Raw genomic sequence first — 23,414 nt, 5'->3', positions numbered from 1 at the left:
AACCTTTGCGACGTGCGGCAGCGTCAACGCTATCAGGCCTGCGCCGACAACACCTGCACAGCGGGTAAATCCACCGCCGCCGCCTCTTGCTGCAAGAACAGACTCAAGCGTCCCAGCCGCTCCCCACCAGGTCGGGTGCGCGGCCAGACCAGGTAGTAGTCCAGACCACTGGGCACCGCCGTTGGCCAGGGCAAGCTCAGCCGGCGCTGGGCAACATCCTCGGCCACCATCAGCAGGTCGCCCATGGAAATGCCATATCCCCGAGCGGCGGCGATCATGCCCAGCTCCAAGGTATCGAACACCTGCCCCCCCTTGAGCGACACGGCGTCCAGCAGCCCCATGCGCGCCAGCCAGGCACGCCAGTCGCGCTTGTCGGGGGTAGGATGTAGCAGCTCGACAGCCGCCAGGCGCCGCGCATCCCAAGGCGCATCGTCCAGCAGGTCAGGCGCGCCCACCGGGATCAGCAACTCGGCGAACAAACGACGCACCTCCCAATCAGCCGGAAACACGCCGTCGCTGAGTAACACCGCGCAATCGAAAGGTTCCTGGTTGAAGTCGACATGGTCGACGTCCATCCAGGCGCTGGTCAGTTGCACTTCGTTGCCCGGCTGCAGATGCCGAAAGCGGCTCAGGCGGGCGAGCAGCCAGCGCATGGTCAACGTCGAGGGCGCCTTCATACGCAAGATGTCGTCTTCGCCGCGCAATGCTTCGCACGCCCGCTCCAGCGCGGCGAAGCCGTCGCGCACACCCGGCAACAGCATACGTGCGGCCTCGGTGAGTTGCAGGCTACGGCCGTTGCGCACGAACAGCTTGCAGGCGAAGTGCTCCTCCAGGGTGCGGATATGTCGGCTGACCGCGCTCTGGGTGATCGACAGCTCGTCGCCGGCGCGAGTGAAAGAGCTCAGCCGGGCAGCGGCTTCGAATGCGCGCAACGCATAGAGCGGGGGAAGCTGGCGAGACATGAGTTACCTATGATGCGGGGGCCAAGGAGGTAGATCAGAGCATACAGGCATGAGTCAAACTCATGTGAGTGATCGCTTTTATCCTTTTGTGCAAAGTTGACCGAGGCCTCAGAATCGAGCGCTCGCCCTCAGTACCCTGCACAAGGATCGCCTCCATGCACGTTGCGCCTACTACCGAACTCAAGGCTTTGCTGCGCCTGGCCGGGCCGCTGATCGCCTCGCAGTTGGCGCACATGCTGATGGTGCTCACCGACACCTTGATGATGGCCCGCATCAGCCCCCAGGCCCTTGCCGGGGGGGGGTTGGGTGCGGCCAGCTATTCGTTCGTGTCGATCTTCTGCCTGGGTATCATCGCGGCGGTCGGCACACTGGTGGCGATCCGCAAGGGCGCCAACGACACCGTCGGCGCCACGCGCCTGGCGCAGAACGGCCTGTGGCTGGCCTGGGGCCTGGCCTTGGCGGCAGCGCTGGTGCTGTGGAATCTCAAGCCCGCCTTGCTGCTGTTCGGGCAAAAGCCCGAGAACGTCGACTCGGCCATGCAGTTCCTCACCCTGCTGCCGCTGGCCCTGCCCGGCTACCTGACCTTCATGGCCCTGCGCGGCTTCACCAGCGCCCTGGGGCGCTCGACACCAGTAATGGTCATCAGCCTGGTGGGTACGGTGCTCAACTACGTGCTCAACCATGCGCTGATCGAAGGCTTGTTTGGCCTACCCAGCCTGGGACTGCTGGGCATCGGGCTGGTCACCGCCGTGGTCTCGATGGGCATGGCCATCGCCTTGGCGCTGTACATCCGCTGGCACCCGGCCTACACCGACTACCCGCTGCGCAAGGGCCTGTCGCGGCCCTCGCTGCCGGCGCTACGTGAACTGTGGCGTCTGGGGCTACCGATCGGCGGAACCTATATGGTCGAGGTCGGCCTGTTCGCCTTCGCCGCGCTGTGCATGGGCGTGCTGGGCAGCACCGAGCTTGCCGCGCACCAGATCGCCCTGCAGATCGTCTCCACTGCGTTCATGGTGCCGACCGGGCTTTCCTACGCGGTGACGATGCGCGTCGGGCTGTACTACGGCGCGGGCAACCTGCTGGCAGCGCGCAGCGCCGGACGGGTGGGGATCAGCTTTGGCGCCACGCTGATGCTGGGCTTCGCAGCGCTGTTCCTACTGCTGCCCGAGCCACTGGTGGCGTTGCTGGTGGACCGGCATGATCCGGCCTTCGCGGCGATCTTCCAGCTGGCGGTGCAACTGTTGATGGTAGCGGCCTGGTTCGAGCTGTTCGATGGCGTGCAGACCATCGCCATGGGCTCTATCCGCGGGCTCAAGGATGCACGCACGACCTTCCTGATCGGCGCGGTGTGCTATTGGCTGGTGGGCGCGCCGGCTGCATGGCTGTTCGCGTTCAATCTAGGCGGTGGGGCGCAGGGCATCTGGTGGGGACTGGCGTTGGGGCTGGCGTGTGCATCGGTAGCGCTGACCTTTGCCTTCGAGTGGCGGATGAAGCGCATGATCGGCAAGGCAGGCGGCATCGAAGCCGCCGTCACCACGTAACCCTGTAGGAGCGGCCTTGTGTCGCGAATGGGCTGCGAAGCGGCCCCGACGATCGTGCATGGGACTGATATCCTGGGGCCGCTACGCGCCCCATTCGCGACACAAGGCCGCTCCTACAGGACGTCCGCTAGCTTTGGCTTTGGGGCCTGCAACAGGTACTCGATCAACTCAGCCACCGGTAGCGGCCGGCTGACTAGGAAGCCCTGCACCTGGTCACAGCCGAAAGCATGCAGCAAAGCCATCTGCTCATCGCTCTCGACCCCTTCTGCCACCACTTCCAGGTTGAGGTTGTGGGCCAGGTTGATCATCGCATGCACCAGCTTGCGGTTTTCTTCGCGCTGCTCCATGCCGGCGACGAAGCTGCGGTCGACCTTGAGCAAGGTGATCGGCAAGCTGTTCAGGTGCACGAACGAGGAAAATCCGGTGCCGAAGTCGTCTAGCGAGAAGCGCACGCCCAGCCGCCCCAGGGCGTCCATGGTCTGGCGCACCACTTCGTTGCGGCGCATCACGGCGGTTTCGGTCAGTTCGAACTCCAGCCAGCGCGCATCTACCTCGTGCTCGATGATCAACCGGCTCAGGGTGGCCAGCAACTGGCTGTCCTGGAACTGGCGGAAGCTCAGGTTCACCGCCATGTGCAGGGGGGCCAGGCCATGCTCGCGCAGCGACTGCATGTCGCGCAACGCGCGGCAGATCACCCAGTAGCCCAACGGCACGATCAGCCCGCTCTGCTCGGCCAGCGGCACGAACTCGCTGGGCGGCAGCAAGCCACGTTCGGGGTGGTTCCAGCGCACCAGCGCCTCCAGGCCGACGATCTGGCCATCGGCGAGGTTCAGGCGTGGCTGGTAGTGCAGTTCCAGCTCATCACGGCGCAGGGCGCGGCGCAGCTCGCTTTCCAGGTCGGCGAGGCTGCGTGCGTTACGGTTGATGCGCTCGTTGAACACGTGGAAGGTGCAGCCCTGGCTACCCTTGGCCTGGCGCATGGCAATGTGCGCATGCCACATCAGTGGGTCGGCACCGGCCTGGGCGCGAGCGTGGGCCAGCCCCAGGCTGCAACCGAGCAGCAAGCTCTCGCCGTCGATCCAGTAGGGTTCGGCCAGGGCCTCGACGATGCGCTCGGCCAGCCACTCGGCACGATTGGCGTCACGCCGGGTGTCGATCAGCAAGGCGAACTCGTCGCTGCCCAGGCGCGCCAACTGATCGCCAGCCTCCAGCTGCTTCTGCAAGCGTGCCACCACTTGCAAGATCAGGCGATCGCCGCCCTGATGACCGAGGGCGTCATTGACGTGACGGAAGTTGTCCAGATCGAGGTGGCCGAGGGCCAGGCCGCGACCTTCGTTCTCGGCCAGGCGCGCCGTCAGCAAAGCGTGGAAACCCTGGCGGTTGGCGATGCCGGTGAGCGGATCTTGCTCGGCCAGGCGCTGCAACGTGGCCACCAGCACACCGCGCTCGCGTACATGGCGCAGGGAGCGGCGCAGGGTGTCGCTGCTCAGTTGCGCCCGCACCAGCCAGTCGCTGACACCAACCGGCGCGGTGCCGGGCTCGTGCTCCAGCAGCAGGATAGTCGGCAACTCGCAGCGCCCCGGCGCGGGTTGCAGTGCAGGCGTGGACAGCACCACGGCCTGGCGGTCATTGGCGAACAGGCTGTCCACCGCAGCCCAGTTCGGCGCGGTCAGTAGCACCACGCTGCCAGCCATCGGCTGCAGGCACTCGCGCAGGCTCGCGGCCCACTCAGGCTCATCGGCCAACAGCAGCAAACGCAGGGGGTCGGCGGGCGTGGACAAGCAGGCTCCTTAGACATGGACGGTAGAACGAGGGACGCGGTCTATCCTACCGCACAAGTGAAAATGATTTTCACTTTTAGTCATGGCCCATCTCTGGCCTGTACCCGACGTATTTTGACGTGCATCCTGCGCGAAACCGACGCAACCGGCAAACGGGATTTCGGCGTTTGGGCGCAAGCCTGCCAGGCGTCAGGCAGGATTCGTGCAAAACGTTGACTCTCGCGTCAGACGGTCACGCCATAACCGGCCCATGCCTGCTAGAATGCGCGGCTATTTTCTGGTGACCCCCGGTTTCTAGCATGTCCCGACTCAACCCCCGGCAACAGGAAGCCCGTGACTACGTCGGCGGCCCTCTTTTGGTGCTCGCCGGTGCCGGCTCCGGCAAGACCAGCGTGATCACGCGCAAGATTGCCCACCTCATCCAGAACTGCGGCATTCGTGCCCAGTACATCGTCGCCATGACCTTCACCAACAAGGCGGCGCGCGAGATGAAGGAGCGGGTCGCCACCCTGCTGCGTCCGGGTGAAGGCCGCGGCCTGACGGTGTGTACCTTCCACAACCTGGGGCTGAACATCATCCGCCGGGAGCATGAGCGACTGGGCTACAAGCCAGGTTTCTCGATCTTCGATGAGTCCGATATCAAGGCGTTGCTGTCGGACATCATGCAGAAGGAATACTCCGGCGACGACGGCATCGACGAGATCAAGAATATGATCGGTGCCTGGAAGAACGACCTGATCCTGCCACCCGAGGCCCTGGAAAAAGCCCGCAACCCACGCGAGCAGACCGCTGCCATCGTCTACACCCACTACCAGCGCACGCTCAAGGCGTTCAACGCGGTGGACTTCGACGACCTGATCCTGCAACCGGTCAAGCTGTTCCAGGAACACCCCGACGTGCTCGAACGCTGGCAGAACCGCGTACGCTATTTGCTGGTGGACGAATACCAGGACACCAACGCCAGCCAGTACCTGCTGGTGAAGATGCTGATCGGCATGCGCAACCAGTTCACCGTGGTGGGCGACGACGACCAGTCGATCTACGCCTGGCGCGGTGCGCGCCCCGAGAACTTGATGCTGCTCAAGGAAGACTACCCGTCCTTGAAAATCGTCATGCTGGAGCAGAACTACCGCTCCACCAGCCGCATCCTGCGCTGCGCCAACGTGCTGATCGCCAACAACCCCCACGCCTTCGAAAAGCAACTGTGGAGCGAAATGGGCGTGGGCGACGAGATCCGCGTGATCCGCTGCAAGAACGAGGAAGCCGAAGCCGAACGCGTGGCCATGGAAATCCTCACCCTGCACCTGCGCACCAACCGGCCGTACAGCGACTTCGCCATCCTCTACCGGGGCAACTACCAGGCCAAACTGATCGAGCTGAAGCTGCAACACCATCAGGTGCCGTATCGCCTGTCGGGCGGCAACAGCTTCTTCGGGCGCCAGGAGGTCAAGGACCTAATGGCCTACCTGCGCCTGTTGGTGAACCCGGACGACGACAACGCCTATCTGCGGGTGATCAACGTGCCGCGCCGCGAGATCGGCTCGACCACCCTGGAAAAGCTCGGTAACTATTCCACCGAGCGCGGTATCTCGATGTACGCCGCCAGCGACGAGCTGGGCCTGGGCGAGCACCTCGACGCCCGCTACACCGAGCGCCTGCAACGCTTCAAGCACTGGCTGGACGGGGTGCGCCACAAAGTCGCCCTGGAAGACCCGATCGCCGCGCTGCACGAGATGATCCGCGACATCGACTACGAGAACTGGATCCGCCAGCAGACCGCCAGCGACAAGGCGGCGGAGTTCCGCATCAGCAACGTCTGGTTCCTGGTCGAGGCGCTGAAGAACACCCTCGAAAAAGATGAAGAGGGTGACATGACCATCGAGGACGCCATCGGCAAGCTGGTGTTGCGCGACATGCTCGAGCGCCAGCAGGAAGAGGAAGAGAACGCCGAAGGCGTGCAGATGATGACCCTGCATGCCTCCAAGGGCCTGGAATTCCCCTACGTGTTCATCATGGGCATGGAGGAGGAGATCCTCCCCCACCGCTCGAGCATCGAGGCCGACACCATCGAGGAAGAACGCCGCCTGGCCTACGTGGGCATCACCCGCGCACGCCAGACCCTGGCCTTCACCTTTGCCGCAAAGCGCAAGCAGTACGGCGAAATCATCGACTGCACCCCCAGCCGCTTCCTCGACGAATTGCCGCCGGACGACCTCGCCTGGGAAGGCCTGGATGACGCACCGGTGGAGGTCAAGGCCGCCCGTGGCAACAACGCGCTGGCCGACATCCGGGCGATGCTCAAACGCTGATCAACCCTTACTCTTTAACCTTGCCGCATTCAGCGGCCATGCTTGTTACATCGGAGATACACAGTGGAAGCACTGCAGCAGAAGATTCGCGAAGAAGGCATCGTGCTTTCCGATCAGGTTCTCAAAGTCGATGCGTTTCTCAACCATCAGATCGACCCTGCGCTGATGCAACTGATCGGTGACGAGTTCGCCCGCCTGTTCGCGGACTCCGGCGTGACCAAGATCGTCACCATCGAAGCCTCCGGTATCGCTCCGGCGGTCATGACCGGCCTGAAGCTCGGTGTGCCGGTGATCTTCGCCCGCAAGCACCAGTCGCTGACCCTGACCGAGAATCTGCTGAGCGCTTCGGTGTATTCCTTCACCAAGCAGACCGAGAACACCGTGGCGGTCTCGCCGCGTCACCTCAACAGCAGCGACCGCGTACTGGTGATCGACGACTTCCTGGCCAACGGCAAGGCATCGCAGGCGCTGATCTCGATCATCAAGCAGGCCGGCGCCACCGTGGCAGGCCTGGGTATCGTCATCGAGAAGTCGTTCCAGGGCGGCCGTGCCGAGCTGGACAGCCAGGGCTATCGCGTTGAGTCGCTGGCCCGGGTGAAGTCGCTGGAAGGCGGTGTGGTGACCTTCATCGAGTAAGGCCACGCACCTATCCTGTGAGAGCGGGCTTGCCCGCGAATGCGATATCGAATTCACCATCGCATTCGCGGGTAAACCCGCTCCCACAGGGTCCCGTGAATCCCTGTGTCACCGAGTAGCCTCAAGCCCCGCCAGCAGCAAGCGCTGGTACAGTTCTTCCTTCAGCCCCTGCGGCTGCCCCAGCCCCATGCGCGCCAACTGCGCGGCATAGGCCTCGGGCGCCGGCGCGTCCAACGCCGCCTTGCCCAACTCCAGCACCTCGCTCAGCTTGAACTTGCTCTTCAGCCAGTTCAGCGCGCGCAGCAAGTCGCGCTCCTCAACCGTGAAGTCACTGCCCAGCGGATACTCCGGGAACAACCGGGCATGCCGCGCACGTATCGCCTCCAGCCGCTCTGGGGTGTTGTCGGTGTAGCGCTCATCCAGCTCGAAATCCTCGGCCAGCTTGCCCGCCGCCTTGGCTTTTTCCATGAGTTCGCCCTGAAAGCGTGAATCGCAGATCGCCAGCAAGCGGGCGATGCACTCGCTGTCAGTCTGCCCGCGCAGATCGGCGATGCCGTATTCGGTGATGACGATATCGCGCAGATGACGCGGGATGGTGCAGTGGCCGTAGCGCCAGAACAGGTTGGACGTCACCAGGCCTGCGGCCTCGCGCCAACTGCGCAGCAGCAATACCGAGCGTCCGCCTTCCAGCGCATGCCCCTGGGCAACGAAGTTGTACTGCCCGCCCACACCGCTGAGCACCCGGCCATCTTCCAGCTGGTCTGCGACACCCGCACCGAGCAGGGTCATGCCAAATACCGTGTTGACGAAACGCGCGTCGCGGCGCTGGCGGCGTTTCAATTCCTCCTGCCCGTACAGCTCGTTGATGAAGCTGATGCGGGTCATGGCGAACTGCGCGCGCTGCTCGAACGGCATCTCGCGCAGGCGCTGGTAGAACGCCCGTGGGCCCAGGAAGAAGCCACCATGCACCACCACCCCCTGCTCGTCTGCCGGGCGCCGCACCACGCCGGCTTCGGCCAGCGCCAGCAGGCCGTTGACGAACATCTCGCTACAGCCGTACAGCCCTTGAGCGAACGTATCCAGCCCGCCCTCGCGCTCGATCAGCGCCTGCCACGGGTCAACGTCCAGTTCGTCGAGCAGCGCCCGGTAGCCGGCATTGTCAGCCTGGCGCGCCAGCAGCGCCGCCGCCACGGCATCGCCCATGGCGCCGATGCCGATCTGCAGAGTGCCGCCGTCGCGTACCAGGGTGCTGGCGTGCAGGCCGATGCAGTGATCCTGGGTCGACACCGGCAGGTTCGGGGTGGAAAACAACCGGCGCTGTTCGGGTTGATCGATCAACAGGTCGAAGTCATCCAGCGCCAGCTCCGAATCCCCCGGCATGTAGGGCAGTTCGCTGTGCACCTGGCCAAGCAGCAAGATGGTTTCGCCCGCCGCGCGGCGCTTTTCGATCATTGGCAGCAGGTCGAGGGTGATGTCGGGGTTGCAGGCCAGGCTCAGGTGGTTGGGGCGCTGCGGATCGGCGGCCACCAGCTGGGCGACCAGGTTCAGGCCCTTGGCATTGATGTCGCGCGCGGCGTGGCTGTAGTTACTGCTGACGTAGTCCTGCTGCGCAGCGTGGCTGTGCAGTAGGCTGCCGGGCTGCATGAAGAACTGCTCGACGCGGACGTTGGCCGGCAGGCGGTCGTGCAGCAGGTCGGTGACGTAGGTGAGCTCTTCGTAGTCGGCGTACACGCGCTCGACGAAGGGCTCCAGGAAACGCCGCTGCAAGCCATCGCCCAAAGCTGGGCGGCCGAGGGACAACGCGGTATAGATCGTCAACCGGCGGTCGGGCAACTCGCGGATGCGTGCGTAGAGGGCGTTGACGAACGCATTGGGTTTGCCCAGGCCCAAGGGCAGGCCCATGTGGATGTGCGCAGGCAGGCGGGCCAAGGCCTGCTCGACGGCCAAGTCGATGGAGCAGAGGTGCATGGGGACCTCCTGAGTCGTCCGTGGGTTCAGGGGGTTGGACATGGGGTCAGGCGGGTTGGTTGCCTGGGCCGGCCCTTTCGCGGGTAAATCGGGGCGCCGAACCGCCGCTCCCACAGGTTCAGCACAGGTTTCAGCCCTGCGAAGTCCCTGTGGGAGATTACCCAGCCCTTTGGGCTGCGCTGTCGCGCAGAGAACTGATTTCGCAAGCGCGCCGCGTACCCTGTGGGAGCGGCGTTTCGGCGCCCCGATTTACCCGCGAAGAGGTCCGAACAGGCTACCCAAAAACAAAGCCCGCCATCAAAGGCGGGCCCTGGGTAATTCAGGCGTGGCTCACAGCCCCGACATTTTCTTGATTGCGCCTTTGAGGTCGTCATCCGAGCAATCCGCGCAGGTGCCCTTGGGTGGCATGGCGTTGATGCCGGTAATGGCCTTGGCCAGGATACCGTCCAGGCCGCCCTGATGGTCGGCGCGTTCTTTCCAGGCTGCGGTGTCGCCGATCTTCGGCGCGCCCAGCAGGCCGCTGCCATGGCAGGCGTTGCAGTGCTTGGCAATGATTTCGTCGGGCGTCTTGGCGCCACCGCCGCCTGCGGAGGCCGCCACTTCCATGCCCTTGCATTCCTGGCCCTGGACACACACCTGGCCGACCGGTTCCAGGCGCTTGGCGATGTCATCATTGGTCGCTGCGGTTGCGCTCATTGCCCATAGGGCGACTACGGCTGCTGGTACGGCCAGCATCTTCTTGATTTGGTTCACGCGAACACCCTCATGGTGGCTAATCACGCCCGCGGCCACGGAATTGCGAGCGTTGAAAAGTATAGCGGCTACCCGGAAGGCGTGAAACGACCCCACTTCGAGAATGGGTATTGACGCGTCATTGCACTGCGCTGGATCAAAAGTTCGACGGTGTCGCCGCGCTGATCAGCCGTGCTGGCTCGTCGAAAGGGTTGCGAAAGCGATGCGGGCGGGTACTTTCGAAGTAGTAGCTGTCGCCGGCTTCGAGCAGGAACGTCTCGGTGCCCACCACCAGCTCAAGGCGGCCTTCGAGCAAGATGCCGGTCTCTTCACCGTCGTGGGTGAGCATCTCTTCACCGGTATCGGCACCGGGCGGATACACCTCGTTGAGAAAGGCGATGGCGCGGTTGGGATGCGACTTGCCGACCAGCTTCATGGTCACCGCGCCGTCGGAAATGTCGATCAGCTCGTGGGCCTTGTAGACGATCTGCGTGGGGCTTTCCGGCGCCAGTTCCACCGAGAAGAACTCGACCATGGACATGGGGATGCCGCTGAGCACCTTGCGCAGGGAGCTGATCGAAGGGCTCACGCTGTTCTTCTCGATCATCGAGATGGTGCTGTTGGTCACCCCGGCGCGCTTGGCGAGTTCGCGCTGGGACAGGCCCTTGAGCTTACGGATGGCTTGCAGTCGTTCACCGACGTCCAAAGCGGGAGCCTCCTGAAACGGTCGAGGTGGGGAAAGTGTGAACGATATGATGGCAACGCCGTTCAGTATTTACAACACACTGCCCCACAGCCTGTCCGCTTCAGCCCGTTATTCGCCGATATAGTCCCGTGGCACGCGCTTGAGGTTGCAGAAGATCTGGTACGCAATCGTACCGGCCTGCGTCGCCACATCACTGGCCAGCACCTGTTTGCCCCACAGCTCGACCGGACTGCCGACGGTGGCCTCGGGCACTTCGGTGAGATCGACGCAGAGCATGTCCATCGATACCCTGCCGATCAGCTGGGTGCGCTTGCCGGCCACCACGATGGAGGTGCCGGTGGGGGCGTGGCGTGGGTAGCCATCGGCGTAACCCATCGCGACCACGCCTACCCGCGTCGGGCGTTGGCTGATGAACGTCGCGCCGTAACCCACTGGCTCGCCGGCCGGCAGTTCGCGCACGCTGATGATGCGCGATTGCAGGGTCATCACCGGTTGCAGGCGACTGGCCGCAGCCTGTTCCACCTCGAAGGGGCTGGCGCCGTACAGCATGATCCCCGGACGCACCCAGTCGCTCTTGATGGTCGGCCAACCCAGCACCGCCGGCGAGTTGCGCAGGCTGCACTCGGCCGCCAGGCCCTGGCGCGCAGCCTCGAATACCGCGACCTGCTGGGCAGTGGCCTCGGCGTCAAGCTCGTCGGCACGCGCAAAGTGGCTCATCAGTACGATACGCGAGACCTTGCCACTGGCCAGCAGACGTTGATACGCATCGTGGTAGTCCTTGGGGTGGATACCGACCCGGTGCATACCGGTGTCCATCTTCAGCCATAGCGTCAGTGGCTGGTGCACGGCGGTCTTCTCGATGGCTTCGAGTTGCCACAGCGAATGCACCACGCACCACAGGTCGTGCTCGGCGATCAGCGCCAGTTCGCTGGCCTCGAAGAAGCCTTCGAGCAACAGTACCGGGGCTTTGATCCCGGCCGCGCGCAGCTCAAGCGCTTCTTCGATGCAGGCCACCGCAAAACCGTCGGCTGCGGTTTCCAGGGCCAGGGCGCAGCGCACGGCACCATGGCCATAGGCGTCGGCCTTGACCACGGCGAGGGCTTTGGCACCGGTCAGTTCACGGGCGAGACGGTAGTTGTGGCGCAGGGCCTGGAGGTCGATCAGGGCGCGGGCGGGGCGCATGACGGCATGCCTTCTGGTGGTTCAGGGTGAAAACAGCGTTTGCTTCTTCGCGGCTGAAGCCGCTTCCACAGGGATCGCGTTTCCTGTGGGAGCAGCTTTAGCCGCGAAGAGGCCGGTACAGGTGCCTGGTTACTGGTGGGCAGGCGCCGTATGACCTGGCTTGGCCACTTCCCGTTGATTGCCGTAGCGGGAAATATCCAGGCCTTCGGCACTGATCTGCGGCTTCTTGCGCGCGATCAGGTCAGCCAGCAGACGACCGGAGCCGCACGCCATGGTCCAGCCCAGGGTGCCGTGACCGGTGTTGAGGAACAGGTTGCGGTAGCGGGTGGCACCGACGATCGGAGTACCGTCCGGGGTAGCCGGTCGCAGGCCGGTCCAGAAACTGGCCTGGCTCAGGTCGCCGCCGCGAGGATAAAGGTCGTTGACGATCATCTCCAGCGTTTCGCGCCGACGTGGGTTCAACGACAGGTCGAATCCGGCGATCTCCGCCATGCCGCCTACACGAATACGGTTGTCGAAGCGGGTGATCGCGACCTTGTAGGTTTCATCGAGAATGGTCGAGGTCGGCGCCATGTCGGCGTTGGTGATTGGCACGGTCAGCGAATAGCCCTTGAGCGGGTAGACCGGCGCCTTGATGCCCAGCGGCTTGAGCATTTGTGGCGAATAGCTGCCCAAGGCCAGTACGTAGCGGTCGGCGGTTTCCAGCTTGCCATCAATCCACACGCCACTGATCCGATCACCGGCGAACTCCAGATGCTGGATGTCCTGGCCAAAGCGAAACTCAACGCCTTCCTTGAGGGCCAGCTCTGCCAGTTTGGTGGTGAACAGCTGGCAGTCGCCAGTCTGGTCGTTAGGCAGGCGCAGGGCACCGGCGAGAATACCCTTGACCCCGGCCAGGGCGGGCTCCACACGGGCAATGGCGTCACGGTCGAGCAACTCGTAAGGCACACCGGACTGCTCGAGCACGGCGATATCCTTGGCTGCGGCATCCACTTGGGCCTGGGTGCGGAACAGCTGGGTGGTGCCCAGTGTACGAGCCTCGTAGGCGATGCCGGTTTCGGCGCGCAGCTCGTCGAGGCAGTCGCGGCTGTACTCGGACAGACGCACCATGCGCTCCTTGTTCACCGCATAGCGGCTGGCGGTGCAGTTGCGCAGCATCTGCGCCATCCACAGGTATTGATCGACGTCGCCGGTGAGCTTGATCGCCAAGGGGGCGTGGCGTTCGAGCAGCCACTTGATGGCTTTGAGCGGCACACCTGGAGCGGCCCACGGCGAAGCATAGCCAGGCGAGATCTGGCCGGCGTTGGCAAAGCTGGTTTCCATGGCTACCGCCGGCTGACGATCGACCACGGTCACATCGAAACCTTGCCGGGCCAGGTAGTAGGCGCTGGCGGTACCAATCACACCGCTACCAAGTACCAGAACTCGCATCGTTTATTCCTCGCACGCAGCACGCCGCGTTGTGTTGTTGATAGAGCAGAGATGCGCGCAGTATAAAAATTCAAGGCCAGTGCAATTCACTATATAAACGCCTATATTTGGCGAGAATTCTCGGCAAAAACGCCTTTTACGGAGCGGCATCCCCTATGAGAACCCAGCACCAGAGCAAGCGTGAACTGGACAAGATCGACCGCAATATCCTGCGGATCCTGCAGAATGACGGCCGCATCTCGTTCACTGAACTGGGTGAGAAAGTCGGGCTGTCCACCACACCATGCACCGAGCGTGTACGTCGTCTGGAGCGCGAAGGGATCATCATGGGCTATAACGCCCGCCTGAATCCGCAGCACCTCAAAGGCAGCCTGCTGGTGTTCGTCGAGATCAGCCTGGACTACAAGTCTGGCGACACCTTCGAGGAATTTCGCCGCGCCGTGCTCAAGCTGCCGCATGTGCTGGAGTGCCACCTGGTATCGGGCGATTTCGACTACCTGGTGAAAGCGCGCATTTCGGAGATGGCTTCGTACCGCAAGCTTTTGGGCGACATCCTGCTCAAGCTGCCGCACGTGCGCGAATCGAAGAGCTACATCGTGATGGAAGAGGTCAAGGAGAGCCTCTGCCTGCCGATCCCGGACTGATTGTTCAGACCAGCACCTGCCGGGTGCTGGCGATGAACTGATGCACCAGTTGCTCGGCCGCCGGGTCGATCGGCTGCACCGGGCCCTTGCCGCGTGGGCAGGCCAGGCGCGGGGTGGTGCCGAACAGGCGGCAGATCATCGGCCGCTCCTCGTAGACCGTGCAGCCGTTCGGCCCCAGATGCACGCAGTCCAGACGTTCCAGGGCCGCCTCCTGCTCCTGCTGGGTCTTGCGTGGCAAGCGCGCCATTTCCTCGGCCGAGGTGGTGACCGGGCCGCAGCAGTCGTGGCAACCAGGCACGCACTCGAAAGAGGGAATGAGTTCGCGCAGGAAGTGGATCTTGTGGCGATTGCAGGACATGGCGGGATACAAGGCAAGGAAATGATCCGAATTATAGTCTCATTCGCCGCTCAACCCGCTGAGCGGACACGCCCCCGGTAAGCGGGTTGCCGCCCTGCAAGAGCACAGCTTATCCTCGCTCCTCTTCTTACTTTCCATGGCCGTCCTATGATCCACAGCGCGCAGCACGCCGCCTCCTACTACGCCGCCAGCAGCGCGCCACACCCGGACCACGCGTTCCTGCAAGGCGAGCACAGCGCTGACGTGTGCATCGTCGGTGGTGGCTACTCGGGGCTCAATACCGCCATCGAGCTGGCCGAACGCGGCCTGTCGGTGATCCTGCTCGAAGCGCGCAAGCTGGGCTGGGGCGCCAGCGGGCGCAACGGTGGGCAACTGATCCGCGGCGTTGGCCATGGCCTGGAGCAGTTCCTGCCAGTGATAGGCGAGGACGGCGTGCGCAGCCTCAAGCTGATGGGGCTGGAAGCTGTGGAAATCGTGCGTGAGCGGGTCGCACGGCATGCCATCGCCTGCGACCTGACGTGGGGTTACTGCGACCTAGCCAACAAGCCGGAGCAACTGCAAGGCTTCGCCGAGGAGGCAGAGACCCTGCGCAGCCTCGGTTACCGGCACGACTTGCGCCTGGTGGCCAAGGACGACATCTACAGCGTGGTGGGCTCCGACCGCTACGCAGGCGGTCTGATCGACATGGGCTCGGGGCACCTGCATCCGCTCAACCTGGCCCTTGGCGAAGCCGCTGCAGCTGCCCGGCTGGGCGTGCGCCTGTTCGAACAGTCGCAAGTCACCCGTATCGACTATGGCCCGCAGGTAAAAGTGCACACCGCCCAGGGCCAGGTACGCGCCAACACCCTGGTGCTGTGCTGCAACGCCTACCACAACGATCTCAACCGCGAACTGGGCGGCAAGGTGCTGCCCGCCGGCAGCTACATCATCGCCACCGAGCCGTTGGGCGAAGAACGTGCGCGCCAGTTGCTGCCGCAGAACATGGCGGTCTGCGACCAGCGGGTGGCGCTGGATTACTACCGGCTGTCGGCAGACCATCGCCTGCTGTTCGGCGGTGCCTGCCACTACTCCGGGCGCGACCCGAAGGACATTGCCGCCTACATGCGGCCGAAGATGCTCAAGGTCTTCCCGCACCTGGCCGATGTGCGCATCGACTACCAATGGGGTGGCATGATCGGTATTGGCGCCAACCGCCTGCCACAGATCGGCCGCCTGGCCAGCCAGCCGAACGTGTACTACGCCCAGGCCTATTCCGGCCATGGCCTCAACGCCACGCACCTCGCCGGGCGACTACTCGGCGAGGCTATCTGCGGGCAACACGGTGGGCGCTTCGACCTGTTTGCCAAGGTCCCGCACACCACCTTCCCTGGCGGCAAGCTGCTGCGCTCGCCGCTGCTGGCACTGGGAATGCTGTGGTATCGGCTCAAGGAACTGGTCTGACCCCTGCAGGAGCGGCCTTGCCGGGGCGCTCCTACAATCATTCCCGCCAGAACGGCTTGCAGCCCTCCTCCCGCGCCTGCTCCCAGCTCAGGCCAATATCGCGCAACTGCCGCGCGTCCATCTCCAGCAGCGCCCGGCGGGTCCGCCAGCGATGCAACATCAGACCCCAGCGCCCCAGGTCTGCGAACGGATCGTAGACCCGAGTGCGTTGCTCGGCCTCCATTTCTTTGGCCAGCAGCTGCACGCGGACATCGCTCATACCCCCCATCACCGTGCTCTCCCACTCAATCGATAGCGTGTGGATAGCTTGCCCGCGCAGGCAGTGAACGATACAGATCCAACAGCCGTTTATTATTCTCATACAGAATTGGCGATACCACGGCTGAATGGAGTATTTTCCTACGATCTGTATTGGTCCATCCCCCAAAAAAAGCCGGAGTATGCCGTGACGCTTTACCTCAACCTGGCAGAACTGCTCGGCTCGCGCATCGAGCAGGGCCTGTATCGACCCGGCCAGCGCCTGCCATCAGTGCGCGCCTTGAGCGTGGAACACGGCGTCAGCCTGAGTACCGTGCAGCAGGCTTATCGTCTGCTGGAAGACAACGGCCTGGTCTCGCCGCGCCCCAAATCCGGGTATTTCGTCGCCGAAGACCGCCACCTTCCGGCGCTGCCGGATATCAGCCGCCCGGCCCAGCGGCCTGTGGATATCTCCCAGTGGGAGCAAGTGCTGGAGCTTGTGCGCAGTACACCGCGCCCTGACGTGATCCAACTCGGTCGAGGCATGCCCGATGTCGACAGCCCGACCCTCAAGCCGCTGCTGCGCAGCCTGGCGCAGATCAGCCGACGCATGGACATGCCTGGCCTGTATTACGACAACATCCACGGCAACGCACAGTTGCGCGAACAGATTGCCCGGCTGATGCTCGACTCCGGCTGCCGCCTGGGGCCGGCTGATCTGGTGGTGACCACCGGCTGCCACGAGGCATTGTCGTGCAGCATCCGCGCGGTGTGCGGCCCCGGCGATATCGTCGCGGTGGACTCGCCGAGCTTCCACGGCGCCATGCAGACGCTCAAGGGCCTGGGCATGAAAGCGTTGGAGATTCCCACCGACCCCATCACCGGTATCAGCCTGGAAGCCCTGGAGTTGGCCCTGGAGCAGTGGCCGATCAAGCTCATCCAGATCACCCCCAACTGCAACAACCCACTCGGCTACATCATGCCCGAGGCCCGCAAGAAGGCCCTGCTGACCCTCGCCCAACGCTACGACGTGGCGATTCTGGAGGACGACGTGTACGGCGACCTGGCCTACACCTACCCGCGCCCGCGCACCGTCAAGTCATTCGACGACGATGGCCGCGTGCTGCTGTGCAGTTCGTTCTCCAAGACCCTCGCACCGGGCCTGCGGATCGGCTGGGTCGCGCCGGGGCGCTATCTGGAGCGGGTGCTGCACATGAAGTACATCAGTACCGGCAGCACGGCCTGCCAGCCGCAACTGGCGATTGCCGACTTCATCGCCGACGGCCACTACCAGCCCCACCTGCGGCGCATGCGCAGCCAATATCAGCGCAGCCGCGACCAGATGAGCGACTGGGTAACCCGCTACTTTCCGCCCGGCACGCGCGCCAGCCGGCCCCAGGGCGGCTTCATGCTGTGGGTGGAATTGCCGGAAAGTTTCGACACGCTGCGCCTGAACCGGGCTTTACTGGAGCAGGGTGTACAGATTGCTGTCGGCAGTATCTTTTCCGCCTCAGGCAAGTACCGTAATTGTCTGCGCATGAACTTCGCCGCGCGGTCCACCCCGCAGATCGAGGCTGCCGTGCGCAAGGTGGGGGAAACCGCACTTCGTCTACTGGATGCCGAACACACCGACGGGTAACTTTGCCCCGCCTGCGACGGTCCAACCCCATAAGTCCCTTGTTGCACAGGATGCCCCACCCTTGAGACTCCAGCGCGCTCTGCCTGTGCTGCTGGCGCTGTTGTTCGGCCTGTCGGGCTGCGCCAGCGTCGGTACGCCCCGTGACGTCAGCCAGGCCCTGCCGGCAGGCGAGTCGGCCTTTGGCCGCTCGGTATTGCGCCAGGCCGCGCCCTACGAGGGTCGCTCGGGCTTTCGTCTGCTACCCAACAGCAACGAGGCGTTCCGGGCGCGTGCCGAACTGATTCGCAACGCCCAGGCCAGCATCGACGTGCAGTACTACATCGTCCACGACGGCCTCAGCACCCGCGCGCTGGTCCACGAACTGCTGCGCGCCGCCGACCGTGGCGTGCGCGTACGGGTGCTGCTGGACGATACCGCCAGCGATGGCCTGGACACACTGATCGGCACCTTGGCCGCTCACCCGAACATCCAGATCCGTGTGTTCAACCCGCTGCACCTGGGCCGCAGCACCGGTTTCACGCGTGCCGCTGGCAGGCTGTTCAACCTGTCACGCCAGCACCGACGCATGCACAACAAGTTGTTCCTAGTGGACAACAGCATGGCCATCGTCGGCGGTCGCAACCTGGGCGACGAGTACTTCGACGCCGAGCCCAACCTGAACTTCACCGACATTGACCTGCTTGGCGTGGGCCCGGTAGCCGAGCAGTTGGGACATAGCTTCGACCAATACTGGAACAGCGCCCTGAGCCGCCCGATCAGCGACTTCCTGTGGCGTCAGCCGGACGCCGCCGACCTGCACGCCAGCCGCCAGCGTCTGGAAACCTGGCTGGCCAAGGCGCGCATCGAGCGCAAGGCGCTGTACGACCGGTTGATGGCCTACCAGACCCAACCGCGTCTGGATGTGTGGCGCAACGAGCTGATCTGGGCTCACAGCCAGGCGCTCTGGGACGCGCCGAGCAAGGTACTGGCCGACAACGAGCCCGACCCGCAGTTGCTGATGAGCCATCAGTTGGCACCGGAACTCAACGGCGTGCACCGCGAACTGATCCTGGTCTCGGCGTACTTCGTGCCGGGCCAACCTGGCTTGCTCTACCTCACCAGCCGCGCCGACTCGGGCACTTCGGTCAAGCTGCTGACCAACTCGCTGGAGGCTACCGATGTACCCGCCGTGCATGGGGGCTATGCGCCCTACCGGCGTGCCCTGCTGGAGCATGGCGTGCAGCTGTATGAACTGCGACGCCAGCCGGGTGATCGCATCAGCCGACGTGGCCTAACCTTCCACGGCAGCTCCGATTCGAGCCTGCACAGCAAGGCGATGGTGTTCGACCGACACAAGACGTTCATCGGCTCGTTCAACTTCGACCCGCGTTCAGTGCTGTGGAATACCGAAGTCGGGGTATTGGTGGACAGCCCGGAGCTGGCCGAATACACCCGCGAACTGGCCTTGCAGGGCATGGCGCCAGCGCTGAGCTACCAGCCGCAGCTGGTGGACGGAAAAATGGTGTGGGTCACCGAAGACAACGGTCAACGGCACATGCTGCTGACAGAGCCTGGCGGGCTGTGGCGGCGCTTCAATGCCTGGATCAGCAAGGCGGTGGGGCTGGAAAAAATGTTGTAGCGCGCCCCGCACCTGCATCACTTGAGCGGTCATGCTGCGCTCGCCATGACTCACGTAGCGGCCGGGTCGAACGCCCCCTTGCGCCGGGTCAGCAACACCAAACCGGCCGCCCCCGCCGCCATCAGCAATGGCAACGCATGCCCGCTGATCCACTGGCTACCGGCCCCGGCCAGCAATGGCCCAAGCAGGCAACCGATGCCCCACAGCTGCGCCACATGGGCATTGGCGCGCACCAGCGCATCGTCGCGATAGCGCTCGCCGATCAACACCAGCGACAAGGTAAACAAGCCGCCCGCACTGGCCCCGAACAACACCCACAGTGGCCAGATCACCCAGGTGTGCAGCAACAGCGGAATCGCCAGGCTGGACACCAGCAGGGTCAGTGCACAGCCACTGAACAACGCACGTCGCGACAGACGGTCGGCCAGCGCACCAATCGGCAATTGCAGTACCGCATCGCCCACCACCACGGTGCTGACCATGAACAGCGCAAGCTCCGTGGTGAAACCTTGTTGCAGGCAATACACCGGAAGCAGGGTGAGGATCATCGCCTCGAAGGCCGCGAACAAGGCAATAGCCCAGGCGATCACCGGCAGGCGCCGACAGAAGCCGAACAGATCAGCGAAGGTCACGCTGCAGGCCTCGGTGGTCGGTGCCCCGCCCCGCCCCAACAGAATCAGCGGCGCCACCAGCAGCAAGCCGGTGGCGGCCCAGAAACCGAAATCATCGTCCGAGCCCAGCACGCCCAGCACCAGCGGTCCGGCCAATTGGCTGAGGGCGTAACTGCTGCCATACAGGGCGACCAGCCGACCGCGCCAGTGCTCGACCACCAGCTGGTTGATCCAGCTTTCGCCGAGGATGAACACGACGGTCAGCGACATGCCGATCAACAGGCGCAACGCCAACCACAGGGGATAGCTGGGCAGCAGCGCGACCAACCCGATCGACACCGCCCCACCCCACAGGCACAGGCGCATGGCCATGGGCACCCCGACCCAGCCGGCCAGGCGGCTGGCCAGGCTGGCACCGATCAGTACGCCAATCGCCGGCATCGCGGCCATCACGCCGATGGCGAACCCGCCGTAGCCCCAGCCTTCCAGGCGCAAGGACACCAACGGCATGCTCACACCGAGCGCAAGCCCGACACTGAGCACCGAGGCCAGTACGGCAAAGTAGGTTCCCCAGCGCATACATGCCTCCTGGAAAAACTGTTTTGGCCCATTCGCGGGCAAGCCCGCTCCCACAGGTTCAGCGCAAGCTTGAGACTTTGCGCAATCCTGTGAGAGCGGGCTTGCCCGCGAACTAGACCGAGTGGATTACAGCTTGATCCAGGTCGCCTTCAGCTCGGTGTACTTCTCCAGCGCATGTAGCGACTTGTCCCGGCCGTTGCCCGACTGTTTGAAGCCACCGAACGGTGCGGTCATGTCGCCGCCATCGTACTGGTTGACCCAGACGCTGCCGGCACGCACGGCACGGGCTGTCTGGTGGGCCTTGGAAATATCCGCAGTCCAGATCCCGGCAGCCAGGCCGTAAGGGGTGTCGTTGGCAATCGCCACGGCTTCTTCGGCGGTGTCGAAAGTGATCACCGACAGCACCGGCCCAAAGATTTCTTCCTGGGCGATCTTCATGGCGTTGGTTACGCCGTCGAAGATGGTCGGCTCGACGTAGGTGCCACCGGTCTCCTCAAGAATGCGCTTGCCACCGGCCAACAACTTGGCGCCGTCCTGATGGCCGGCGTCGATGTACGACAGCACGGTGTTCATCTGCTGGGTATCCACCAAGGCGCCGACGCTGGTGGCCGGGTCCAGTGGGTTGCCCGGCTTCCAGGCCTTCAGGGCCTCGACCACCATGGGCAGGAAGGTATCCTTGATCGAACGCTCCACCAGCAGGCGCGAACCTGCGGTGCAGACCTCCCCCTGGTTGAAGGCGATGGCACTGGCAGCGGCTTCGGCTGCGGCCTGCAGGTCCGGGGCGTCGGCGAAGACGATGTTCGGGCTCTTGCCGCCAGCCTCCAGCCAGACACGCTTCATGTTCGACTCACCGGCGTAGACCATCAGTTGCTTGGCGATCTTGGTCGAGCCGGTGAACACCAGGGTGTCGACGTCCATGTGCAGGGCCAAGGCCTTGCCCACGGTATGGCCGTAGCCCGGCAGCACGTTCAGCACGCCTTTCGGCAGCCCGGCTTCGACAGCCAGTTGAGCGATACGGATGGCGGTCAGCGGCGACTTTTCCGACGGTTTGAGCACGACGGAGTTACCGGTGGCCAGGGCCGGGCCGAGCTTCCAACAGGCCATCAGCAACGGGAAGTTCCACGGCACGATGGCACCCACCACGCCTACCGGCTCGCGGGTTACCAGGCCGAGCTGGTCGTGCGGAGTCGGGGCGACTTCGTCGTAGACCTTGTCGATGGCTTCGGCAGTCCAGTGGATGGCGTTGGCAGCACCCGGCACGTCGATGCTCGACGAGTCGCCGATTGGCTTGCCCATGTCCAGGGTTTCCAGGAGGGCCAGCTCTTCGACGTGCTTGCGCAACAGGTCGGCAAAGCGAATCAGGGTAGCCTTGCGCTTGGCCGGGGCCAGGCGCGACCAAACACCGGAATCGAACACCGCACGGGCATTTTCCACCGCACGGTTGGCGTCGGCCAGGTCACAGCTGGCAACCTTGGCCAGGAAGCGTCCGTCCACCGGGCTCAGGCAGTCGAAGGTTGCACCGGATGCGGCATCGGTGTATTCGCCGTTGATGAAGGCACGGCCTTCGATCTTCAGTTGCTGGGCACGCTGTTCCCAGTCCGCACGCGTCAGGGTGGTCATCGGAAACTCCTCTGTTGTTAAGGTGCAGCACCGCACTGAGGACTCACGGGCGCTGTCAGGAATTCTGGCCGGGTGATGAACGTACACCGGCACACGACACCCTAAACCAGGGCGGTGAAACTATCAATATATTTGACACAAAAGGCCTAAAAGCCTACTGATGTGCATTTTATTAAACAACAACAGGAAATCCACCATGAGCATCGCCAGCATCGTCGACTTCGCCCAGGTTCTGACCGAAGCCGAACGCTACCGTCCTGCGGCCGAAAAAATCCTCAAAGGTGAGCCGGACCAGGCTGTCTACAACCATTACGCCAGCCCCTGCGGACAGTTCGCCGCAGGCGTATGGGAAGGCGAAGTGGGTCAGTGGACGGTGAACTACACCGAACACGAATACTGCGAAATCGTTCAGGGCGTCTCGGTACTGCGTGACCAGGACGGTCATGCCAAGACCCTGCGCGCCGGTGACCGCTTCGTCATCCCGGCGGGCTTCAAGGGCACCTGGGAGGTGCTGGAGTCGTGCCGCAAGATCTACGTGTTGTTCGAGCAGAAGTAACTATGTAGCTCCCGGCACCTGGGCCTGCACTTCAGCTGATCCAATCCCTGTTGGCAGGTAAAAAAAAACCCGCTTCCGTGAGGAAGCGGGTTTTTTTCAGGTTGCCGACCAATTACTTGATCTTGGCTTCCTTGTACACCACGTGCTTGCGGACGACCGGATCGTATTTCTTGATCTCGATCTTGTCCGGAGTGGTGCGCTTGTTCTTGTCGGTGGTGTAGAAGTGGCCGGTACCGGCACTCGAAACCAGACGGATCAATTCACGCATGATGCTCTCCCTTAAACCTTGGCGCCAGCTTTGCGGATGTCGACCAGAACGGCATCGATGCCGCGCTTGTCAATGATACGCATGCCTTTGGCGGAAACGCGCAGACGCACGAAACGATTCTCGGATTCAACCCAGAAACGGTGGTGCTGCAGGTTTGGCAGGAAACGACGACGGGTTTTGTTGTTTGCGTGGGAAATGTTGTTCCCGGTTACTGGACCCTTACCAGTAACTTGACAGACTCTCGACATGCCTCAGCCCTCTAAAACCACATGCCCAACCCGGCATGGGTTGGCCGCTTAATCTCTCAGTCTATGGCGCCAGGCGCCGTGTTTCCGAGGGTCTTATCGACCGGATCCGCTTTCGCGACAGGCCGAGCCCCTAGAAAAGAGCGCTGCTTTATACCAGAAAGACTCCGGCACAACAACAGAAGATGTGTCTTCAGGTCGGGCCAGGCGCGTCGGGGCAGCATAACGACTCGCTTGCCGAACTGTCGACCGCCCGTCGCCGAATTAATGCGAAAGGGTGTGGTCATTTGCCCTTACCCGCACTAGGGTAGGAAATTTCCAGACTGCACCGGCAGAGGGTGCCATTGACCA

20 protein-coding genes and 1 pseudogene are annotated in these 23,414 nt (G+C 63.6%); 8 read left to right on the top strand and 13 right to left on the bottom strand.

What is annotated here, in order from left to right:
• Positions 1-32 precede the first annotated feature (32 nt).
• A complete protein-coding gene (locus tag ACNFIC_RS09105; protein ID WP_416780841.1) occupies positions 33-962 on the bottom strand; it encodes a LysR substrate-binding domain-containing protein in 930 nt (309 codons plus the stop codon).
• Between the two features lie 155 nt (positions 963-1,117).
• Between ACNFIC_RS09105 and ACNFIC_RS09100 the strand changes: the two genes are divergently transcribed.
• On the top strand, positions 1,118-2,503 hold the full coding sequence (locus tag ACNFIC_RS09100; protein ID WP_138220660.1) for a NorM family multidrug efflux MATE transporter: 1,386 nt from the start codon (positions 1,118-1,120) through the stop codon (positions 2,501-2,503).
• An 81-nt stretch (positions 2,504-2,584) separates the two neighbouring features.
• On the opposite strand, the pseudogene ACNFIC_RS09095 reads toward ACNFIC_RS09100, so the two are convergent.
• Positions 2,585-4,113: pseudogene (locus tag ACNFIC_RS09095) on the bottom strand (putative bifunctional diguanylate cyclase/phosphodiesterase); the annotation flags it as partial.
• A 470-nt stretch (positions 4,114-4,583) separates the two neighbouring features.
• Here ACNFIC_RS09095 and rep point away from each other — a divergent pair.
• Positions 4,584-6,593: a DNA helicase Rep gene (gene rep / locus ACNFIC_RS09090; protein WP_138220662.1), complete on the top strand. Its 2,010-nt coding sequence runs from the start codon at positions 4,584-4,586 to the stop codon at positions 6,591-6,593.
• Positions 6,594-6,656: 63 nt separating this feature from the next.
• On the top strand, positions 6,657-7,229 hold the full coding sequence (locus tag ACNFIC_RS09085) for a xanthine phosphoribosyltransferase (RefSeq protein WP_138220663.1): 573 nt from the start codon (positions 6,657-6,659) through the stop codon (positions 7,227-7,229).
• Between the two features lie 108 nt (positions 7,230-7,337).
• Here ACNFIC_RS09085 and ACNFIC_RS09080 read toward each other — a convergent pair whose 3' ends face one another.
• The 5 genes from ACNFIC_RS09080 to dadA all read right to left on the bottom strand — a co-directional run bounded on the left by ACNFIC_RS09080 (position 7,338) and on the right by dadA (position 13,248).
• Complete coding sequence (locus tag ACNFIC_RS09080; protein WP_138220664.1) at positions 7,338-9,197, bottom strand: acetyl-CoA hydrolase/transferase C-terminal domain-containing protein; 1,860 nt, start codon at positions 9,195-9,197, stop codon at positions 7,338-7,340.
• Positions 9,198-9,527: 330 nt separating this feature from the next.
• On the bottom strand, positions 9,528-9,932 hold the full coding sequence (locus ACNFIC_RS09075; RefSeq protein WP_138220810.1) for a c-type cytochrome: 405 nt from the start codon (positions 9,930-9,932) through the stop codon (positions 9,528-9,530).
• A 154-nt stretch (positions 9,933-10,086) separates the two neighbouring features.
• Positions 10,087-10,635: a cupin domain-containing protein gene (locus ACNFIC_RS09070; protein ID WP_039581939.1), complete on the bottom strand. Its 549-nt coding sequence runs from the start codon at positions 10,633-10,635 to the stop codon at positions 10,087-10,089.
• Positions 10,636-10,743: 108 nt separating this feature from the next.
• On the bottom strand, positions 10,744-11,817 hold the full coding sequence (alr, locus tag ACNFIC_RS09065) for an alanine racemase (RefSeq protein ID WP_416780840.1): 1,074 nt from the start codon (positions 11,815-11,817) through the stop codon (positions 10,744-10,746).
• 129 nt (positions 11,818-11,946) lie between these two features.
• Positions 11,947-13,248 carry a D-amino acid dehydrogenase gene (gene dadA / locus ACNFIC_RS09060; protein WP_138220666.1) on the bottom strand — a complete coding sequence of 434 codons (1,302 nt, stop codon included), beginning with the start codon at positions 13,246-13,248 and terminating at the stop codon, positions 11,947-11,949.
• 155 nt (positions 13,249-13,403) lie between these two features.
• On the opposite strand from dadA, the gene dadR reads away from it, so the two are divergent.
• Positions 13,404-13,892 (top strand): transcriptional regulator DadR, encoded by a 489-nt coding sequence (dadR, locus tag ACNFIC_RS09055; RefSeq protein ID WP_003258963.1) that lies wholly within the window; start codon positions 13,404-13,406, stop codon positions 13,890-13,892.
• A gap of 4 nt (positions 13,893-13,896) precedes the next feature.
• On the opposite strand, the gene ACNFIC_RS09050 is transcribed toward dadR, so the two are convergent.
• Positions 13,897-14,250 carry a YkgJ family cysteine cluster protein gene (locus tag ACNFIC_RS09050; RefSeq protein WP_138220667.1) on the bottom strand — a complete coding sequence of 118 codons (354 nt, stop codon included), beginning with the start codon at positions 14,248-14,250 and terminating at the stop codon, positions 13,897-13,899.
• 147 nt (positions 14,251-14,397) lie between these two features.
• Between ACNFIC_RS09050 and ACNFIC_RS09045 the strand changes: the two genes are divergently transcribed.
• Complete coding sequence (locus ACNFIC_RS09045) at positions 14,398-15,690, top strand: NAD(P)/FAD-dependent oxidoreductase (protein ID WP_138220668.1); 1,293 nt, start codon at positions 14,398-14,400, stop codon at positions 15,688-15,690.
• Positions 15,691-15,727: 37 nt separating this feature from the next.
• Here ACNFIC_RS09045 and ACNFIC_RS09040 read toward each other — a convergent pair whose 3' ends face one another.
• On the bottom strand, positions 15,728-15,958 hold the full coding sequence (locus ACNFIC_RS09040; protein ID WP_138220669.1) for a DUF1127 domain-containing protein: 231 nt from the start codon (positions 15,956-15,958) through the stop codon (positions 15,728-15,730).
• A 177-nt stretch (positions 15,959-16,135) separates the two neighbouring features.
• Here ACNFIC_RS09040 and ACNFIC_RS09035 point away from each other — a divergent pair, with 177 nt between their 5' ends.
• Both ACNFIC_RS09035 and ACNFIC_RS09030 read left to right on the top strand, forming a co-directional pair.
• The gene (locus ACNFIC_RS09035; RefSeq protein WP_138220670.1) at positions 16,136-17,566 is read left to right on the top strand and encodes a PLP-dependent aminotransferase family protein; all 1,431 of its coding nucleotides are present in this window, start codon (positions 16,136-16,138) and stop codon (positions 17,564-17,566) included.
• Between the two features lie 61 nt (positions 17,567-17,627).
• A complete protein-coding gene (locus tag ACNFIC_RS09030) occupies positions 17,628-19,184 on the top strand; it encodes a phospholipase D family protein (protein ID WP_138220671.1) in 1,557 nt (518 codons plus the stop codon).
• Positions 19,185-19,234: 50 nt separating this feature from the next.
• On the opposite strand, the gene ACNFIC_RS09025 is transcribed toward ACNFIC_RS09030, so the two are convergent.
• A complete protein-coding gene (locus tag ACNFIC_RS09025) occupies positions 19,235-20,374 on the bottom strand; it encodes an MFS transporter (RefSeq protein WP_416780836.1) in 1,140 nt (379 codons plus the stop codon).
• A gap of 126 nt (positions 20,375-20,500) precedes the next feature.
• A complete protein-coding gene (locus tag ACNFIC_RS09020) occupies positions 20,501-21,994 on the bottom strand; it encodes an aldehyde dehydrogenase (protein ID WP_138220673.1) in 1,494 nt (497 codons plus the stop codon).
• A gap of 196 nt (positions 21,995-22,190) precedes the next feature.
• Between ACNFIC_RS09020 and ACNFIC_RS09015 the strand changes: the two genes are divergently transcribed.
• Entirely contained in the window at positions 22,191-22,550 is a 360-nt protein-coding gene (locus tag ACNFIC_RS09015) for a cupin domain-containing protein (protein ID WP_138220674.1), read from the top strand.
• A 112-nt stretch (positions 22,551-22,662) separates the two neighbouring features.
• Here the strand turns inward: ACNFIC_RS09015 and rpmG are convergent, their stop codons facing one another.
• Both rpmG and rpmB read right to left on the bottom strand, forming a co-directional pair.
• Positions 22,663-22,818 carry a 50S ribosomal protein L33 gene (gene rpmG / locus ACNFIC_RS09010; protein WP_003253507.1) on the bottom strand — a complete coding sequence of 52 codons (156 nt, stop codon included), beginning with the start codon at positions 22,816-22,818 and terminating at the stop codon, positions 22,663-22,665.
• Positions 22,819-22,829: 11 nt separating this feature from the next.
• A complete protein-coding gene (rpmB, locus tag ACNFIC_RS09005) occupies positions 22,830-23,066 on the bottom strand; it encodes a 50S ribosomal protein L28 (protein WP_054894119.1) in 237 nt (78 codons plus the stop codon).
• Between the last annotated feature and the right edge of the window lie 348 nt (positions 23,067-23,414).

This window comes from Pseudomonas sp. NY15463 (assembly GCF_048068415.1).
In the GTDB taxonomy this organism is placed as follows: domain Bacteria; phylum Pseudomonadota; class Gammaproteobacteria; order Pseudomonadales; family Pseudomonadaceae; genus Aquipseudomonas; species Aquipseudomonas mosselii_C.
The sequence above is the reverse complement of the archived record's forward strand: the minus strand, read 5'-3'. Positions and strand labels throughout refer to the sequence as shown.

Coding starts and splice junctions, on each gene's coding strand:
- ACNFIC_RS09040 (WP_138220669.1), bottom strand. CDS start 15,958: ATGGGGGGTATGAGCGATGTCCGCGTGCAGCTGCTGGCCAAAGAAATG.
- ACNFIC_RS09050 (WP_138220667.1), bottom strand. CDS start 14,250: ATGTCCTGCAATCGCCACAAGATCCACTTCCTGCGCGAACTCATTCCC.
- dadA (WP_138220666.1), bottom strand. CDS start 13,248: ATGCGAGTTCTGGTACTTGGTAGCGGTGTGATTGGTACCGCCAGCGCC.
- ACNFIC_RS09075 (WP_138220810.1), bottom strand. CDS start 9,932: ATGCTGGCCGTACCAGCAGCCGTAGTCGCCCTATGGGCAATGAGCGCA.
- rep (WP_138220662.1), top strand. CDS start 4,584: ATGTCCCGACTCAACCCCCGGCAACAGGAAGCCCGTGACTACGTCGGC.
- ACNFIC_RS09080 (WP_138220664.1), bottom strand. CDS start 9,197: ATGCACCTCTGCTCCATCGACTTGGCCGTCGAGCAGGCCTTGGCCCGC.
- ACNFIC_RS09105 (WP_416780841.1), bottom strand. CDS start 962: ATGTCTCGCCAGCTTCCCCCGCTCTATGCGTTGCGCGCATTCGAAGCC.
- ACNFIC_RS09020 (WP_138220673.1), bottom strand. CDS start 21,994: ATGACCACCCTGACGCGTGCGGACTGGGAACAGCGTGCCCAGCAACTG.
- ACNFIC_RS09025 (WP_416780836.1), bottom strand. CDS start 20,374: ATGCGCTGGGGAACCTACTTTGCCGTACTGGCCTCGGTGCTCAGTGTC.
- dadR (WP_003258963.1), top strand. CDS start 13,404: ATGAGAACCCAGCACCAGAGCAAGCGTGAACTGGACAAGATCGACCGC.
- alr (WP_416780840.1), bottom strand. CDS start 11,817: ATGCGCCCCGCCCGCGCCCTGATCGACCTCCAGGCCCTGCGCCACAAC.
- rpmB (WP_054894119.1), bottom strand. CDS start 23,066: ATGTCGAGAGTCTGTCAAGTTACTGGTAAGGGTCCAGTAACCGGGAAC.
- ACNFIC_RS09015 (WP_138220674.1), top strand. CDS start 22,191: ATGAGCATCGCCAGCATCGTCGACTTCGCCCAGGTTCTGACCGAAGCC.
- ACNFIC_RS09100 (WP_138220660.1), top strand. CDS start 1,118: ATGCACGTTGCGCCTACTACCGAACTCAAGGCTTTGCTGCGCCTGGCC.
- ACNFIC_RS09045 (WP_138220668.1), top strand. CDS start 14,398: ATGATCCACAGCGCGCAGCACGCCGCCTCCTACTACGCCGCCAGCAGC.
- rpmG (WP_003253507.1), bottom strand. CDS start 22,818: ATGCGTGAATTGATCCGTCTGGTTTCGAGTGCCGGTACCGGCCACTTC.